Source organism: Kosakonia oryzendophytica, from assembly GCF_900094925.1.
In the GTDB taxonomy this organism is placed as follows: domain Bacteria; phylum Pseudomonadota; class Gammaproteobacteria; order Enterobacterales; family Enterobacteriaceae; genus Kosakonia; species Kosakonia oryzendophytica.
In genome coordinates, this window is record NZ_FMAY01000003.1 from 183839 (window position 1) to 199837 (window position 15999).

16 protein-coding genes are annotated in these 15999 nt (G+C 54.2%); 7 read left to right on the plus strand and 9 right to left on the minus strand.

All coding sequences use genetic code 11. The features are described from left to right. Positions 1-3: 3 nt before the first annotated feature. Positions 4-264, minus strand: coding sequence for a type B 50S ribosomal protein L31 (locus GA0061071_RS06955; protein WP_061497109.1), 261 nt, complete (start codon positions 262-264; stop codon positions 4-6). 263 nt (positions 265-527) lie between these two features. On the opposite strand from GA0061071_RS06955, the gene GA0061071_RS06960 reads away from it, so the two are divergent. The 4 genes from GA0061071_RS06960 to GA0061071_RS06975 are packed head-to-tail and all read left to right on the plus strand — an operon-like array spanning position 528 to position 3829. Beyond that, positions 528-1553: an isopenicillin N synthase family dioxygenase gene (locus GA0061071_RS06960; protein ID WP_061497111.1), complete on the plus strand. Its 1026-nt coding sequence runs from the start codon at positions 528-530 to the stop codon at positions 1551-1553. A gap of 25 nt (positions 1554-1578) precedes the next feature. Further along, positions 1579-2385: a MetQ/NlpA family ABC transporter substrate-binding protein gene (locus tag GA0061071_RS06965; RefSeq protein ID WP_061497113.1), complete on the plus strand. Its 807-nt coding sequence runs from the start codon at positions 1579-1581 to the stop codon at positions 2383-2385. Further along, positions 2382-3173, plus strand: a complete 792-nt coding sequence (locus GA0061071_RS06970; RefSeq protein ID WP_082794181.1) for a methionine ABC transporter ATP-binding protein — start codon at positions 2382-2384, stop codon at positions 3171-3173. The genes GA0061071_RS06965 and GA0061071_RS06970 overlap by 4 nt, the downstream gene beginning before the upstream one ends. Continuing rightward, positions 3170-3829: a methionine ABC transporter permease gene (locus GA0061071_RS06975; RefSeq protein ID WP_167352633.1), complete on the plus strand. Its 660-nt coding sequence runs from the start codon at positions 3170-3172 to the stop codon at positions 3827-3829. Before GA0061071_RS06970 ends, GA0061071_RS06975 begins: the two co-directional genes overlap by 4 nt. A 1-nt stretch (position 3830) precedes the next feature. Here GA0061071_RS06975 and GA0061071_RS06980 read toward each other — a convergent pair whose 3' ends face one another. Continuing rightward, positions 3831-5201: a PTS transporter subunit EIIC gene (locus tag GA0061071_RS06980; protein ID WP_088236754.1), complete on the minus strand. Its 1371-nt coding sequence runs from the start codon at positions 5199-5201 to the stop codon at positions 3831-3833. Between the two features lie 276 nt (positions 5202-5477). Here GA0061071_RS06980 and GA0061071_RS06985 point away from each other — a divergent pair, with 276 nt between their 5' ends. Beyond that, the gene (locus GA0061071_RS06985) at positions 5478-6677 is read left to right on the plus strand and encodes an enolase C-terminal domain-like protein (RefSeq protein WP_061497119.1); all 1200 of its coding nucleotides are present in this window, start codon (positions 5478-5480) and stop codon (positions 6675-6677) included. Here GA0061071_RS06985 and GA0061071_RS06990 read toward each other — a convergent pair. Then, positions 6674-7396, minus strand: coding sequence for a GntR family transcriptional regulator (locus GA0061071_RS06990; RefSeq protein WP_061497121.1), 723 nt, complete (start codon positions 7394-7396; stop codon positions 6674-6676). The two genes, GA0061071_RS06985 and GA0061071_RS06990, sit on opposite strands and share 4 nt — an antisense overlap. A gap of 99 nt (positions 7397-7495) precedes the next feature. Between GA0061071_RS06990 and GA0061071_RS06995 the strand changes: the two genes are divergently transcribed. Together GA0061071_RS06995 and GA0061071_RS07000 are read left to right on the plus strand one after the other, a co-directional pair. Next, positions 7496-9055, plus strand: a complete 1560-nt coding sequence (locus GA0061071_RS06995) for an EAL domain-containing protein (RefSeq protein ID WP_061497123.1) — start codon at positions 7496-7498, stop codon at positions 9053-9055. Positions 9056-9098: 43 nt separating this feature from the next. Then, entirely contained in the window at positions 9099-9644 is a 546-nt protein-coding gene (locus GA0061071_RS07000) for a flavin reductase family protein (RefSeq protein WP_082794182.1), read from the plus strand. 8 nt (positions 9645-9652) lie between these two features. Here the strand turns inward: GA0061071_RS07000 and GA0061071_RS07005 are convergent, their stop codons facing one another. From GA0061071_RS07005 to GA0061071_RS07030, 6 genes are all read right to left on the minus strand, one after another. Further along, positions 9653-10006 (minus strand): DUF1428 domain-containing protein, encoded by a 354-nt coding sequence (locus GA0061071_RS07005; protein WP_061497127.1) that lies wholly within the window; start codon positions 10004-10006, stop codon positions 9653-9655. A gap of 60 nt (positions 10007-10066) precedes the next feature. Next, positions 10067-13141: a beta-galactosidase gene (locus tag GA0061071_RS07010; protein ID WP_088236755.1), complete on the minus strand. Its 3075-nt coding sequence runs from the start codon at positions 13139-13141 to the stop codon at positions 10067-10069. A 105-nt stretch (positions 13142-13246) separates the two neighbouring features. Continuing rightward, positions 13247-14326 carry a LacI family DNA-binding transcriptional regulator gene (locus GA0061071_RS07015; protein WP_088236756.1) on the minus strand — a complete coding sequence of 360 codons (1080 nt, stop codon included), beginning with the start codon at positions 14324-14326 and terminating at the stop codon, positions 13247-13249. Between the two features lie 251 nt (positions 14327-14577). After that, complete coding sequence (locus GA0061071_RS07020) at positions 14578-14796, minus strand: hypothetical protein (protein WP_061497133.1); 219 nt, start codon at positions 14794-14796, stop codon at positions 14578-14580. Further along, entirely contained in the window at positions 14793-15044 is a 252-nt protein-coding gene (locus GA0061071_RS07025; protein ID WP_061497135.1) for a hypothetical protein, read from the minus strand. Before GA0061071_RS07025 ends, GA0061071_RS07020 begins: the two co-directional genes overlap by 4 nt. Before the next feature lie 234 nt (positions 15045-15278). After that, the gene (locus GA0061071_RS07030) at positions 15279-15824 is read right to left on the minus strand and encodes a GNAT family N-acetyltransferase (RefSeq protein ID WP_061497137.1); all 546 of its coding nucleotides are present in this window, start codon (positions 15822-15824) and stop codon (positions 15279-15281) included. Positions 15825-15999 lie beyond the last annotated feature (175 nt).

Here is a 15999-nt window from a genome sequence, read left to right on the forward strand (position 1 = left end):
GGTTTATTCCTTTTTATCCGTGAAAAAACGGCCATAACGCTGCTGGAAACGTGCCGCGCTGCCTTCGTTCGCAATCACTTTCTGTTTGCCGGTGTAATACGGATGCGAAGCGGATGACACGTCAATGGTCACATACGGGTAAGTGACCCCGTCGAGTTCGATCTCACGGTCCGTCCTGATGGTGGATCCGACTTTGAAGTATTCATTTGCGCTGGTGTCGTGGAACACCACCGTCCGGTAGTGGGGATGGATATCAGGTCTCATTATGGGCTCATTTGTTTTGTTATAACATAACAAAAGTCTACCCAACTTAATTTCGCATTTCAAGCGATCCGCGTTATGCGTTTTTTGCAAAAGCACATGATCCTGCCTGGTCATAAATTAGAAAAGAACGTTATTGGTTGAATACGTTGCCATCAGGCAAGCTGTGAACATTACCCACTGTGAGGAATGAAAAATGCGCTGTTGTTGTCCCCGAACCCTGAAATTGCACACAAAACCGTTATCTATTGCCTTCGGAGAACACAATGAACGCAACGACATTACCGATCCTCGATCTTGCCCGCTACCACGGCGCTGAACGCGACGCGTTTCTTACCGACCTGCGCCACGCCGCGCGCGATATTGGCTTCTTCTACCTGATTAATCACGGCGTCGACGACGCACTCCAGCACGCTGTCCAGCGTGAAGCTCAACGTTTTTTCGCCCTCCCTGATGAGCAAAAACAGCAGGTGGCGATGATCCACTCACCCCATTTTCGCGGCTACAACCGTGCCGCGTCTGAACTGACCCGTGGGCAACCTGACTGGCGCGAACAATTCGATATTGGCGCAGAACGCCCGGCATTATTGCTTAGCGATGATGATCCCGGCTGGCGACGCCTGCAAGGCCCCAACCTGTGGCCGCAAGCGCTGCCAACATTAAAACCAGCGCTGCTCAACTGGCAACGTGCCATGACCACGATGGCGATCCGTTTATTACGCGCTTTTGCCGAAGCCCTGCAACTGCCCGCGACAGCGTTTGACGCACTGTATGGCGACAAACCCAATGAGCATATCAAGCTGATTCGCTATCCCGGCCAGCAAGAGACGCAAAGCGCACAAGGTGTGGGCGCCCATAAAGACTCCGGTTTCCTGAGCTTTCTGTTGCAGGATCAACAGAAAGGGTTACAGGTCGAAGTAGCACCAGGTCGTTGGATCGATGCCGCGCCGCTGCCCGGCAGCTTTGTGGTGAATATTGGTGAGTTGCTGGAACTGGCGACCAACGGCTATTTGCGCGCCACGGTGCATCGGGTTGTTTCTCCTCCAGCCAATCAGCAGCGCCTCTCCATTGCGTTCTTCCTCGGCGCGCAACTGGATGCCGTCGTGCCGGTTTACACCCTGCCGCCCATCCTGGCACAGGAAGCCCACGGTCCGGAGAGCGATCCGCACAATCCACTGTTGCGCGATGTGGGGTGGAATTACCTCAAGGGACGCCTGCGATCCCATCCGGATGTTGCAGAACGTTATTACCGCGATGTGCTGCGCGAACGCACAGAACAATTGATCGTCTGACCATAACAACACAGGAACACACATCATGAAACATGCCGCTTTTACTCTGGCAGGGGTAGCACTGTCTCTTTCACTGGTATGGACTTCCGCGCAGGCCGACGCGTTGCGTGTCGCTGCCGATCCGGTTCCGCATGCCGAAATTCTTAACTACATCAAAAAGATTGATCCGAAGCTGGATCTGAAAGTGGTGGAACTGACCAGCGGCGCCAACGCCAACGAGCTGCTGGCAAATGGCGATGTCGACGCCAACTATTTCCAGCATGTGCCCTATCTGAAAGATCAGGAAAAAGCACTGGGTAAAACCTTTGCCGTCGCTGCCACGGTGCATATTGAACCGCTCGGCATCTATTCGCATAAATACAAAGATTTTAAATCCGTGCCAAATAACGCCACTGTCGCCGTTCCCAACAACGCCACCAACTTAAGCCGTGCGCTGTTCCTGCTGCAAAGCCAGGGACTGATTAAACTGGCGGCGAAATTTACCGATCCGGCCACTACGCTGGCAACCCCGAAAGACATTGCCGAAAACCCGAAACACCTGAAGATCCTTGAGGTGGAATCACCGCAAATCCCGCGTTCGCTGGATGATGTGGACCTGGCAGTGATCAACGGCAACTATGCGCTGGAAGCAGGTTTAACGCCGTCGAAAGATGCGCTGGGACTGGAAAGCGCCAGCCACAACCCGTATGCCAATATTCTGGTCACCAACCCGCAACTGGCGAACGATCCACGCATCAAGGAGTTGGCGAAAGATCTGACCTCGCCGCAGGTGGCGGAGTTTATCCGTAAACAGTACAACGGCTCGGTCATCCCGGTCGCGCCGCAGTCATGATTGAGATTGAAGGGCTGAGTAAAATCTACGCCGGAGCTGGCCGACCGGCGTTAAAAGATGTGTCGTTAAGCGTGCCGAAAGGGGCGATTTACGGCATCCTCGGGCGCAGCGGCGCGGGTAAAAGCACGCTGATCCGCTGTCTGAATCTGCTGGAGCGGCCCACGACGGGCCGCATTATTGTCAATGGCAGCGACATTACGCAACTGGATAAAGCCGGGCTGCGAGAGCACCGTCTGCGTACCGGCATGATTTTCCAGCACTTCAATTTACTGCATTCACGCACGGTAGCCGATAACGTCGCCGTGCCGCTGGAAATCGCTGGCGTACCGAAGGTGTTGCGCCAGGCTCGCGTTGACGAGTTGCTTTATCTCGTCGGTCTGAGCGAAAAAGCACAGGCTTTTCCTTCTCAGCTCTCCGGGGGCCAGAAGCAGCGCGTTGGCATTGCCAGAGCGCTGGCCGCCAGACCGGATGTCCTGTTGTGCGACGAAGCCACCAGTGCGTTAGATCCGGAAACTACCGCCTCAGTGTTGCAACTGCTTGCCGATATCAACCAACAGTTAAAACTGACCATTGTGCTGATCACCCATGAGCTGGAGGTGGTGAAAACCCTTTGCGATCACGCCGCATTGCTGGAAAACGGCGAAGTGGTTGAAAGCGGGCGGATCGCCGATTTGCTGATCGCCCCCTGGTCGCGTCTGCGTCAGGCGTTATTGCATGATCCTCAGGCCGAGCGGGATTTCCTCGCCCGCCATGGTTTCGACGGGAGGCCATTATGCGTGGTCGCATGAACTGGGAAGATCTCTGGCCATTACTGGTCAACGGTACGCTGGAAACCCTCTATATGGTTGGTCTGGCGGCGTTTTTCACCATCCTGATCGGTCTGCCGGTCGGCGTTCTGTTGTTTATTTCCCGCAGCAATGGCCTGGCACCCATGCCAAAAGTGAATGCCATCCTGGGTGCGCTGATCAATATTGGTCGTTCGTTGCCGTTTATCGTACTGCTGATTGCCTTGATCCCTTTCACTCGTTTGCTGATCGGCACCACGCTTGGCAGCACCGCGGCGGTGGTTCCAGTGACCATTGGCGCGTTTCCCTTTTTTGCCCGCCTGACAGAAAGCGCGCTGGATGAAGTCGATTACGGGCGGATAGAAGCCATTCTGTCGATGGGTGGCAATATCTGGCATGTGATCGGCAAAGCATTATTGCCAGAAGCCTTGCCGACATTGCTGGCGGCAATCACCTTAACCGTGGTGATGCTGATCGGCTTTACCTCGATGGCTGGGGTCATTGGCGGCGGCGGTCTGGGCGATCTGGCGATTCGCTATGGCTATCAGCGGTTTAACGATCAGGTGATGGCCGGAACGGTGATCATACTGGTTGCCATGGTGCAGGGGGTGCAAATGACCGGAGAGCGCCTGGTGCGCCGACTGGCGCACCGACGGTAACTTAGACCTGCGTCTCTTTGCCCACCAGCAGGGTGGTAAGGATAAACGACAGCACCAGCGCTATCGCCACCCCGGAAACGGCAAAGATAAAATAGGGTCCAATGTAGGCGGGCAGGCTGAAAATGCTCGACAAAATATAGCCATACAACCGCACGCCAAAGAAAGCAATAAACGCAGAGGCGAGCGAGCTGGCGACAGTGGCGGCGATAAACGCTTTTTTGTAGCGCGTCAGTACGCCAAACAGCGCCGGCTCGGTGATCCCCAACAGAGCAGAGATGGCTGCTGATAGCGTAATTGTTTTATCCTGGCGGTTTTTGCTCAAGCGCCAGATAGCAAACGTTGCACCAGCAATCGCCATATTGGCCATAAACATCATCGGCATCAGCATGTCGTAGCCGCGTTCGCTAAAATTTTGCAGCGCAATCGGTGTCATTGCATGGTGCATGCCGGTGAGGATCGCCACCGGGCGGATCGCCCCAACAATTAACCCGGCAAAACTGGCGGAGACACCAAACAGCCCTTCGATAAACAGCGCCAGCCCTTTGCCCAGGTAAATGCCAATCGGACCAATCACTACCAGCGCAGCCAGCGCACCGAGAAACAGCGTTAGGGTGGGCGTAAAGACCGTTTTCAGCACATCCGGCATGATGCTATCGACCCAGCGATGAATATAACTGAGCGCCAGTATGGAAAAGATCACTGGGATCACGCTGGCCGAATAGTTAAACACCGACACCGGAACGGCGCTCAGCAACCAGAACGCGCTTATTGCGCCGTCCTGATGCGCCGCCAGCGCTTTCGCGGCATCAATCAACGACGGGTACATCAGGCAAGCGGCAATCGCCGCGGCCAGATACTCGTTGGTTTTGAAGATCTTCGCTGCCGATACGGCCAGGAAAAAGGGCAGAAAATAGAAAACGCCGCTGGCGATCAAATCGATGATCACCACCGTATCGCTCTTCGCCGAAACCACTTTCAGCGCAATCAATCCGGCAAGCAGGCCTTTGATCATCCCGGCACCGGCAATCGCGGGCACAATCGGCCCGAACACGCCGGAAACAGTATCCATGAACATCGACACCAGGCTTTTACGGGCTTTCCCCTGCCCTGCCGCATGCTCCGGCGCTTTCCCCAGCATGGCGAGCAGTTGTTCGTACCAACTGTTCACTTTGGGGCCAATCACTATCTGGAACTGGTCGCTTTGCAACTGCGCACCCAGCACGCCTGGCAGTTTTTTGATTTCGCCCTGGTCCACTTTGTCATCGTCAATCAAGTCAAAGCGTAACCGCGTCATGCAGTGCCAGACGTTGTTGATATTATCTCGACCGCCAACCAGGCGAATAATATTGCTGATGGCTTCTTGCGTCCCCATAAAAACTCCTGCCGGAATGTTGTCGTTTTAGTCATTGCTCTAAAGGGTAGAGAAAGCCACATCGCAAAACAAACCAATAAAATATGAACCCCATCACAATTAACCATACATAAGGCAATAAAAACGTTCAATAACCATAATTGGTACGGTTTTTAATTAATAAAAGAATAAATAACAGACCAAAAAATTTATTCCACAAAGTGGTTTACCTTTCCGCAAAATTAGGGCGAAGATAATAGTGTTCAGTCGCTTATTTCACGCAATAAAGGAGATCCCGTGACGCCAACGCTTATTGAAAATATCGAATGTTTTATTACGCGTCCCGACCGCCATAATCTGGTAACGGTACGGGTCACAACCGATAAAGGCGTGACGGGGCACGGCTGTGCAACCTTCCAGCAGCGCCCGCTGGCGGTCAAAACGTTGGTTGATGAGTACCTGAAGCCGTTGCTTATCGGACGTGACGCCAACCACATTGAAGACCTGTGGCAAATGATGAACGTCAACGCTTACTGGCGTAATGGCCCCATCATGAATAACGCCATCTCCGGCGTGGATATGGCGTTATGGGATATCAAAGGCCAACTGGCGGGTATGCCGCTCTATCAATTGCTGGGGGGAAAATCCCGCGATGCCATCGCTGCTTATAGTCATGCCAGCGGCGAAACGCTGGAGGCATTGTTTGCTTCGGTGGATACGCTGATCTCACAAGGTTATCGCCATATCCGCTGCCAGCTCGGTTTTTACGGCGGTACGCCTGCGAAAATGCATACACCGGAAAACCCGGCCTCCGGCGCGTATTACGATCAGCAGGAATATATGACCAACACCGTCGCCATGTTTAAAGCGCTGCGCGAAAAATATGGCTATCACCTGCACATTCTGCACGATGTTCATGAACGGCTGTTCCCACAGCAAGCGGTGCAACTGGCGAAGCAACTGGAGCCCTGGCAACCCTATTTTATTGAAGATATTTTGCCTCCCGCGCAAAGCGCATGGCTGGATCAGGTGCGCCAGCACAGCACTGTACCGCTGGCGATGGGGGAGCTCTTTAATAACCCGGCTGAGTGGCACGATCTGATTGTGAATCGCCGCATCGATTTTATCCGCTGCCATATTTCACAGATTGGCGGCATCACCCCAGCCGTTAAACTGGCCATCCTTTGCCAGGCCTTCGGCGTACGCCTGGCGTGGCATGGTCCGGGCGATATGACACCCATTGGCGTGGCGGTGAATACACATCTCAATATTCATCTGCATAATGCGGCAATTCAGGAGTTTATCCCCCGCTCTGCCAGCACCGACGACGTTTTCCCCGGCGCGCCAGTGGTAAAAGATGGCTTTGTTTACGCCACGGAAACAGCGGGTATCGGCGTGGGCTTTAATGAAGAACGCGCACGCGCATTTCCGGGCTGTTATCGTCCGCATGAGTGGACGCAAAGCCGGATCGCCGATGGCGCGATCCACACGCCCTAGCGTTCCCCACCGCCCTGGCGGAAGGTCAGATTTTCACGGTTATGAGGAATAACGTACGTGCAGGTGTAGTTGATATCGATAATGTCGCTGATTTCGTACACCTGCCCGCCTTCAAGAATACCGCGGTTATTGATGTGCATCGCCGGGCTGCCTTTCTTACACCCTAATAGCGCCGCCTGTTCACGGCTCACGCTTACCGCGCGGTACGTGGTCAGCAGGTGAGAAATGCGATAGCCCTTACTGAGCACATACTGCTGTAGCGAGCGCTCAATCACTTGCTGATTCAGATCGGTGAAATCCCGTACCGGCATGCTGGATATTTCAATTTGCACCGCCACGTCATCCACAAAACGCAGGCGGCAAAACTGCCAGATAAAGCTCTCTTCAGTCAGACCAAAGATTTGTTGTTCATCGCGGCTCGGACGTTTTTTATGCAGGCTAATCATGCGGAATCGGATTTGATCAAAACGCTTTTCGGTGATCGAGTTGTACACCATCGGGTTATTGCGCGCCTTCTCGTTTATCCAGATACCGGACCCCTGCACGATGCGGACAACACCGATACTGGCCAGTTTTTCCATCGCCTGACGGATGGTAAAACGCGATACGCCATACTCCTGCGCCAGTTGTCTTTCCGGAGGCAATTTGCGCGGTCCTGGTTCGCTGATTTGATAAATTTTGCTTAGCAAATCCTGCGTCACGAAATCTTTTTTCTTCATCCATCCGATCCTGAAAGAAAACAATCACTGCGGCGTGTTATAACATCAGCAAGTTAAAGATACTCTACGTTTATCAGTATCAAAGAGGGATTTTTGGTGATGACGAACCGACGATTGGTGAGTCTTATTACAGGCGTGCTGGTGCTCGCCTTTTTTCTGCCTGTGGCGCTGAGCATCTGGTTCACGCACCGTCAGGCTGAAGAAACGTTTATGAATGAGCTGGACACTTACTCAGAACTGGCAGATATGCGCACCCAGCGCGTCGTCAATCAGAGTAAGGACGCGCTCCGGCAGCTGGAAAGCTACAAGGGCGAGCGCTGCACCCCAGCGCATCTGCTGGCGATGCGTCGCATCTCCTGGTCCTGGCGCTATGTACGGGAAGTCATCTTCATGAACGGGCTGCAACCCGAGTGCTCATCGATGGAGATAGACAGCCACGTTCCGCCGTTTCCGCAGCCAGAAAAAATCACCGACGACGGCTTTCGCGCCTGGCTTACGCGTCATAACGATTTGGGTTTGTCGCAATATATGATTGCCATTGGCACCGACCATTATGTAGTGATGACCGACCCGCTGTCGTTTATTGACGTGCTCTCTTTTGGCTCCTGGCCGGTGAATGTGGCGTTGATCAGCACGAAAACGCACCAGATCATCGCAGGCAGTTCAACGCTGGATCCGCAAGTACTGACGCAAATCACCCCGGATGGACCAAAGAAAATGCAAGTCGATGGATCGGCTTACGCCATACTGCGAGATGCGGATATGGGACTGGCGATTGTCACCTGGGCATCGCTTGCTCCGCTGGCGCAAAACTGGCATCGGTTGCTGGTGATCTGGCTGCCCTTTGGTTTACTGATGAGCATGCTGATTGCGCTGCTATTGCTGCGGATACTGCGCCGATTGCAATCGCCAAAATATCAGTTGCAGGATGCCATCCGCAGCCGTGAAATCAGCATGGTTTATCAACCGATTGTCGCGCTGAACAGCGGGCGAATCGTTGGCGCAGAAGCCCTGGCGCGCTGGCGACAACAGGACGGAAATCTGCTCGCGCCGGATATCTTCATCCCGCTGGCAGTCAGCAGCGGTTTGATGCCGCAACTCACACAACTGATTATCGAAACGGTGTTTAACAATCTGGGGCGCTGGTTGCAGCAACACCCCCAACAGCATGTCTCGATAAATCTCGAACCCTCCGATTTGCTGGATCCTGCCCTTCCGGCACTGCTGGCGCACCAGCTCGAACGGTGGCAACTTTCCCCGGCCCAGGTGGCGTTTGAACTGACCGAACGCGGCTTTGCTGACCCGGCCGTGAGCAACCCGGCGATACAGCGATTACGCCAGGCGGGACACGCCATTTACATTGATGATTTTGGCACCGGCTACTCGAGCCTCAGCTATCTGCAAAACCTGGATGTCGATATCATCAAAATCGACAAGTCCTTTGTGGATGCGCTGGAGTACAAAACCGTGGCACCGCATATCATCGAGATGGCAAAAGCGTTGAGGCTGGCGATGGTCGCCGAAGGGATTGAAACCGAAGGCCAGTTGCAGTGGCTCACGGAGTATGGCGTGGAATATGGTCAGGGATGGTTGTACAGCAAAGCGCTACCGACCGAAGAATTTATCCACTGGGCGGAAAATAATCTGCTGTCCTGCTGAGTTTGCTACTGTTAACAGTGGTTAAACACGCGGAGGAAGCATGATGAAAAAGCAATCCTGGCCGCTGCATGATGTCCGGCACTGGCTGGAACCCGGCCCGGTGGTGCTCTTAAGCAGCCACTGGCAAGGGCGAAACAATATAATGACTTTAGGTTGGCACACGATTCTGGAGTTCTCACCGTCGTTAGTCGGCTGCATGATTTCGGCGGGCAACGCCAGCTTTGAGCGCATCCGACAGAGCGGCGAATGTGTGATAAACCTTCCGGATGCGCAGATGATCGACACCGTAGCCCGTATCGGTAATTGCACCGGCGATGAAGTCGATAAGTTTGCCGAATTTGGCCTGACGGCAGAACAGAGCGAAAAGGTCAGCGCGCCGTCCATTGGCGAGTGTTACGGCCAGTTTGAATGCCGCCTCTACGATGACGCCATGGTGGATAACTATAATTTTTTCATTTTTGAAGTGGTCGCCGCACGGGTTAACCCCCAGCCCCAATGGCCACAAACGCTGCATTATGTGGGCGGGGGCGTATTCCGTACCGATGGTGAGGTGATGGAACGCAAAGCGCTGTTCACCAAAGTGTCCTGAGGGCCAGCTCACTCATCAAGAATGGGGACAAAGCCGCCGTAGATCATACGCTTACCATCAAATGGCATCTCCTCACCCAGTTCACGCATTCTGGGATCGGTCATGATTTTCTGGTTTGCCGCATCGCGCACGGCTTTTGACGGGTATTCGATCCAACTGAAGACCACCTCTTCGTGGTCTTCCGCTTTTACCGCCATGCGAAAATCAGTGATATTCCCGGCAGGCACATCTTCCGCCCAACACTCCACAATACGCGTGGCACCAAACTCCTTAAATAACGGTGCCGCCTTCGCTGCCAGTTGGCGGTACGCGTCTTTTCTGTCCGCCGGAACCGCAACCACAAAACCATCGACATACTTCATGCGTCAGCCCCCGAAGTGACTGCACGGCAGGAGGGTCCTGCCGCATCAGGCCCGATAAGTTTAGTCCTGCCGCCAGCAAAAGGCGTAACGCACTCTCTCACTACGTAGAATAAACTCCGGCGACACGCTCGGGCTCCATGAATCATCACCGCCAACACCCATGTGGAACGCATCCAGATGCAGCCAACAGCCCGCTTCTTCGCGCAACAAATGGTGATGTGTCGTTTCACGCAACTGCTTGTCGCTGTAGCGGCCAAGGGAGAAATGGAAATCCCCGTTCAGATGATGCGCACCGTAATGCAGCTCGCGGGTTTCGCAACGCAGACCATTTTCGCCCGGGAAAATATACGGCGTGTGCAACGCGGCAAGCGGCAGCGTCCATCGCCCCTGGCGCGCCGCCAGTTTACGGTCAGGGTAATTTTCGTGAGGTCCCAGTCCCAACCAGCTAACCGACGCCTGCACCTCGGATAACTGACAGACCAGCCCGATACGCGCTGGCGGCGGGATATCGGTCGCCACCTGTACGTCTACCTCACCGTGTAAAACACCTTCGCCATCAATACGCCAGCGCTTATGGCTGACAAACCCGGTTTTACCGGCTCCTGACCAACAGTGCGTGGTCGTGACGACGATATCAGCAGCGTGCTCTTCAACCTCGCAAGCCAGCAATTCAGCGCGCAAATCATACATACCCGCCGCTTTCCAGCGTTCAACCCAGGCGTTGGGATCGATACGCGTCACCTCGCTGATGCCGATGTCATTATCCAGCGGCGCGCGGGCAAAACTATCCCTCAGCGGTGTAAGCAGTGTGGGTTGCTCATCTCGCCACCACTGGATCAGGTCGCCACTACGGCGGCAAAACTGCCAGCGCTGGTTACGATGATGAATCACATACTCTTCTTCACTCACAACAAGCATTGGGCGGGAAGAAACCGTCTTACGCGGCGCAATAAAGAGCGGCGACGGCAAACGCCACTGATCCCAGGCACAGTGATGCTCGGCATCCGACCACGGCGTTGCCGCTTTCTGGTACACGTCGACATTCAGCCATACTTCGCCCGGCGCACTTTCCAGCTCGGGAATGGTCAGCGCGATCTGCTGTTTGCCCTGTGGGGCGATCGCCAGCGTGATCTCACCCTGAGCCAGTACCAGACCATCACGGACAACAGCCCAGCGGAGATACTCGTTATCGGTCGTGCGGAACAGGTATTCACTTTCCACTTCAATGACTAACGGCGTGGTGTTGAGCAGTCGGAACTGGAAAAATTGTTGCGCGCGCTGCGCCTCGTATAGCGCCGGGTGCGGCGTCCGATCGGGAAAGACCAATCCGTTCATACAGAACTGGCGGTCGTTCGGCGTATCGCCAAAATCGCCGCCGTAGGCCCAGAATGATTGCCCGTTGGTATCGGTTTTTGTCAGAGCCTGATCAACCCAGTCCCAGACGAAGCCGCCCTGCAAACGCGGGGTTTCACGAAATGCCTGCCAGTATTTGGCGAAGCCGCCGAAGCTGTTGCCCATGGCATGGGCGTATTCGCATAAAATCAGTGGCCGCGTTTCATCCGGCAGGCCGATCCATTTCTTAATTGACCATTTCGGCACCGCCGGGAACGGCTGATCTTCATCGACGCGAGCATACATAGGGCAAATGATATCGGTCGCGGCGGTATTCGCCCCGCCGCCTTCATACTGCACCGGGCGGGTGGGATCGGTGGTTTTCAGCCAGCGGTACAGCGCATCATGACTGGCACCGTGACCGGATTCATTACCCAGCGACCAGATAATGATCGACGGATGGTTGCGATCGCGCAGCACCATACGCGTAACGCGCTCGCTCATGGCCGGCAACCATTGCGGATCGTCCGACAAGCGACTCATTGGGGTCATACCGTGGGTTTCAATATTTGCTTCGTCCACCACATATAGACCGTACTCATCACACAAACTGTACCACAGAGGATGATTTGGATAGTGAGAGCAGCGCACCGCATTGAAGTTGTGCTGTTTCATCAGCTCAATATCGCGGCGCATCGTCGCTTCATCGATAGCCTGGCCGTTTTCCGGATGGTGCTCGTGGCGGTTAACCCCACGGATTAGCAGCGGTTTACCGTTAAGTTTCAGCAAACCGTTGCTGATTTCCACTTTGCGAAAGCCCACATTGCAGGCTTCAACTTCCAGTACATTCCCCAGTCCATCAAGCAGCGTTAGCGTCAGGCGGTAAAGGTGCGGCGTTTCCGCGCTCCACAGCAGCGGATCGGAGACGGGCAGCGACACGCTGAGGCGCTCTGCCCATGCACCGCGTTCATCGACAATGGCACTGCCGGGTGCTTGCTGCGCCTGGGCGATTTTCTCTTCACCATGCCACAGCGCAACGGCAACCTGACACGCGCTATATTCTCCTGCGAGCCGGAGATCCACCTTTACCTGCCCGTGCGTAAACTCTGCATTCAGCTCGGTGGTGTGGTGGAAATCCGCAATGTGCGTCGCCGGTTTATGCTGGAGCGAAACATCACGGAAGATACCGCTCATACGCCACATATCCTGGTCTTCCAGGTAACTGCCGTCACACCAGCGCAGCACCATTACCGCCAGCCGGTTCTGCCCGACATGCAGAACATCGCTGAGATCGAACTCCGCTGGTAAGCGGCTATCCTGGGAGTAACCGATCCACTGACCATTGCACCAGAGATAAAAAGCCGAGTTAACACCGTCAAACACAATACGCGTTTGTCCCTGCGCCAACGCCTGCGCTGTCATCTCAAATGTGAGCGAGTAACAACCAGTCGGGTTTTGCTGCGGCACAAAGGGCGGGTTAACCGGAATCGGGTAGGTCACGTTGGTATAGATCGGCGTGTCAAATCCCTGCATCTGCCAGTTAGACGGAACCGGCATGGCCACCGCATCGTCGTACTCTTCCGTTATCCAGCGCTCCGGCACCGCCTCCGGCGCGGGGAAAAAGCGGAAGTACCATTCACCATTCAGCAAACGGTGCGCAGACGATGGCGCATTATCTCTCGCCGCCTGCTCATCGCGCCAGCTACGCATTGGGGCATGGGCCGGTAAACGATGCCAGTGGGTGATGACCGGGTTTTCCCAGTCACGGCGGGAAATCAACGTACGTAATGCGGAAGCAGACATAGAAACCTCATTTTGCGAAGCGCTCACAATTTAGATTACAATGACGCACTTTTCACCCCAGGTAAAGCCATGGATCCGCCGAAAGCGAATGCGATCACATAAGCGTTAGCGACGATCCAAAAGTACCGCCAGTTGCGCCAGCTCATGTAAGCGCCGGGCCAGCGCTTCACCGCTGACCTCCTGCGTTTGCGCCGGTGCGGTGGACAAACGTTCAATCAGCGTCACGGGCAAACAGATCTGGCTTACTGCGTCCTGCTCAGAAGCGTTAAGCAGCCAGTCAACGCTCCGCTCACCTGCCTCTTTAAACGCCTGCCGTACGGTGGTTAGCGGCGGAGAAAACCACGCGCTGTCGGCGGTGTCATCGTACCCCACCACCGAAATCTGCCCGGTTACAGCGATTCCTTTTTCTGCACAGGCGCGCATCACACCAAGGGCCATCTGATCGTTCGCGACCAGAATGGCCTGCGGGGGCTGCGCAGCGCCGCTGAGCAGACCATGCGCTTTTTCATAGCCGGACGCCGCGCTCCAGTCGCCACAAGCACTGGCGCACGGGGTCAGGTTCGCGTCTGCCAGCGCGTCTACCCAACCGGTAAAACGCGCCCGCGCGGAGACCGAGGTTTCCGGCCCACCCAACAGTGCAATACGGCGATGCCCTAGCGCCAAGAGATGCTCAACGCCAAGACGCGCACCCTGCCTGGCATCGAACACCAGACTATTAACCCCCGCCGTCTCACCCACATCGAGGAACAGCACGGGCGTGGGATGCACCTGTGCCGCCAGTTGTTGCGCCAATGCATCATCCAACGGCACATTGATCAGCACCCCTTCCACGCGCTGCGCCAGTAACTCTTGCAATGCTGCCACGCAACTGGCGGCGTCGTGCTGTTCAAGCATGGAGATAATCACGCTGGCGGAGGCCTGCCCGGCGCGGGATTTAACGGCAGACGCGATTTGCGAAGGAGCATGCAACGCCAAATCGGTCGTCAGCAATCCCAACGTTTTACTGCGTTTGCCAGCCAGTTGCTGTGCGCCACGATTAGGAACGTAATGCAGCTCCGCCATGGCCGCCAGCACCTTCTCACGGGTTCGCGCAGAGACATGCGCAGCATCGTTGATCACACGGGAAACGGTCTGATAAGAGACTCCCGCTAAACTCGCGACATCGTAAAGGGTGATAGTTTTCATGATGCTTCCTGGCTGCAAACAATTTGCGCCAGTATACCCGTTTTACCGGATAGCGCCTGTGAGAGCGGTCAGGGTGAATACATTACAGGAGGAAATAGTGGCGAAATCGACAAAAAGAAATAGCGACGAGCCATAATCGGCCCGCCGTAAACATCGTCCTTAATGTGTTTTGAGATGGTTATGTATTGTTATTGTCGGACCATGCTCACATTTTTGAATGCAAATTTAGTGACGATTTCATGACAAAAAGATTACTGCTGACGTGGAATAGGGAATCCCTTAATGGAAATAATAAAACTGTTTCCCTCTTTTTTTATTTTCGCGCCAGCGTCACACCAGTCAGATGCAATGCGAAAGAACTCATCGCTTCCGATATTCCAGTCCAGGCGAACTTGTTTTACAAAGCCGGAGCGCAACATCTCGCAGGCTTCACTATAGTTGCTGGCCGTTTCGAGCAGTTGTTGGGTCATTTTTTCTTCTTCAGAAGTTTGCGTAGTGCTTTGATTTCTTTGGGATTTAACGGAGCGGTATTTTCTTCTTCAGTATGCTGATTATCAACATCTTCTTCCGATACTCCCGCCTCTTCCACTGCCTGAAATGCCACCAGCAGCAGTTTCTCTGTCGCCGTGCTGAGATTTTCACTATTCACTTCCGCGTAATGGCGGAGTTTTTCTTTTAGCGCTTCATCAATTTTTACATTCAATACGGCACTGGTCATGATTATCCCTTCTGTGTGAATAAGCACGCTAATTAATACACGAACTTATGAAAGTGATCCAGAAATATATTTCAAATTTATAACAACTTAAAAAATTCCCACAACAATTCTGCCTTATTTTTATGACAATAAAATGAAGGTAATATTTCACTAAAATGACAGGCAAACGCAAAGCGAATAAATAAATCCCCGAAAAGCGGAAATAAACCCCCCAGCCATCACGGCTGACAAGTTTCAGCGATGCATATTACGCCATTCCTCACGGGTGATTTCCCACAACTCGGTCTCCAGTTCCCCCGCCACATAGTCGCCCTTTTGCAGACGGACCAGCCGCATACCACTACGCTCGGAGATGTGCCGTGAACGGGTATTGATTGCGGCTTTAGGCGCGCGCAGGACATCACGATCCAGGACGTTGAACCAGAAATCAGTCACCGCCCGGCAGGCTTCCATCATATATCCTTGCCCCTGCCACTCCGGCGCCAACCAGAAGCCGCGGTTGTTGTCCGGAATATCCATAAGACAGATAACCCCCATCAACGTCTGCGGTGAAGCTTTGCGCCGTAGCGTCCAGTACCAGCCTTTTCCCTCTCTGCTCGACGCCAGCGCCACATTATCAACATACTGTTGTGCGGCATCATCCGGATAGGGCCAGGGTACACTGGCAATCAGGTACCGGACGATTTCCCAACGGGGAAAGATGCGCTGGATTTGCGCGGCATCTTCCGATGCCAGGGGTTCAAGGATCAGTCGTGCTGTTTCAAGCCTGGGGGTTGCCATACACCATTGCTCCTTTATGAAAGGTACGCCGGCTTAATCGGTCTTACAAACGGTCTGCCAGCCAATGTTATTGCAGTATGTGGTTGTCGGCATCGTGCAATATAGCGTTTGCATGGACGGGTTAAGTTGTTGCTGCTGCTCGCGTTCCTTTTAATGGGGACTAAGAACATGCTTA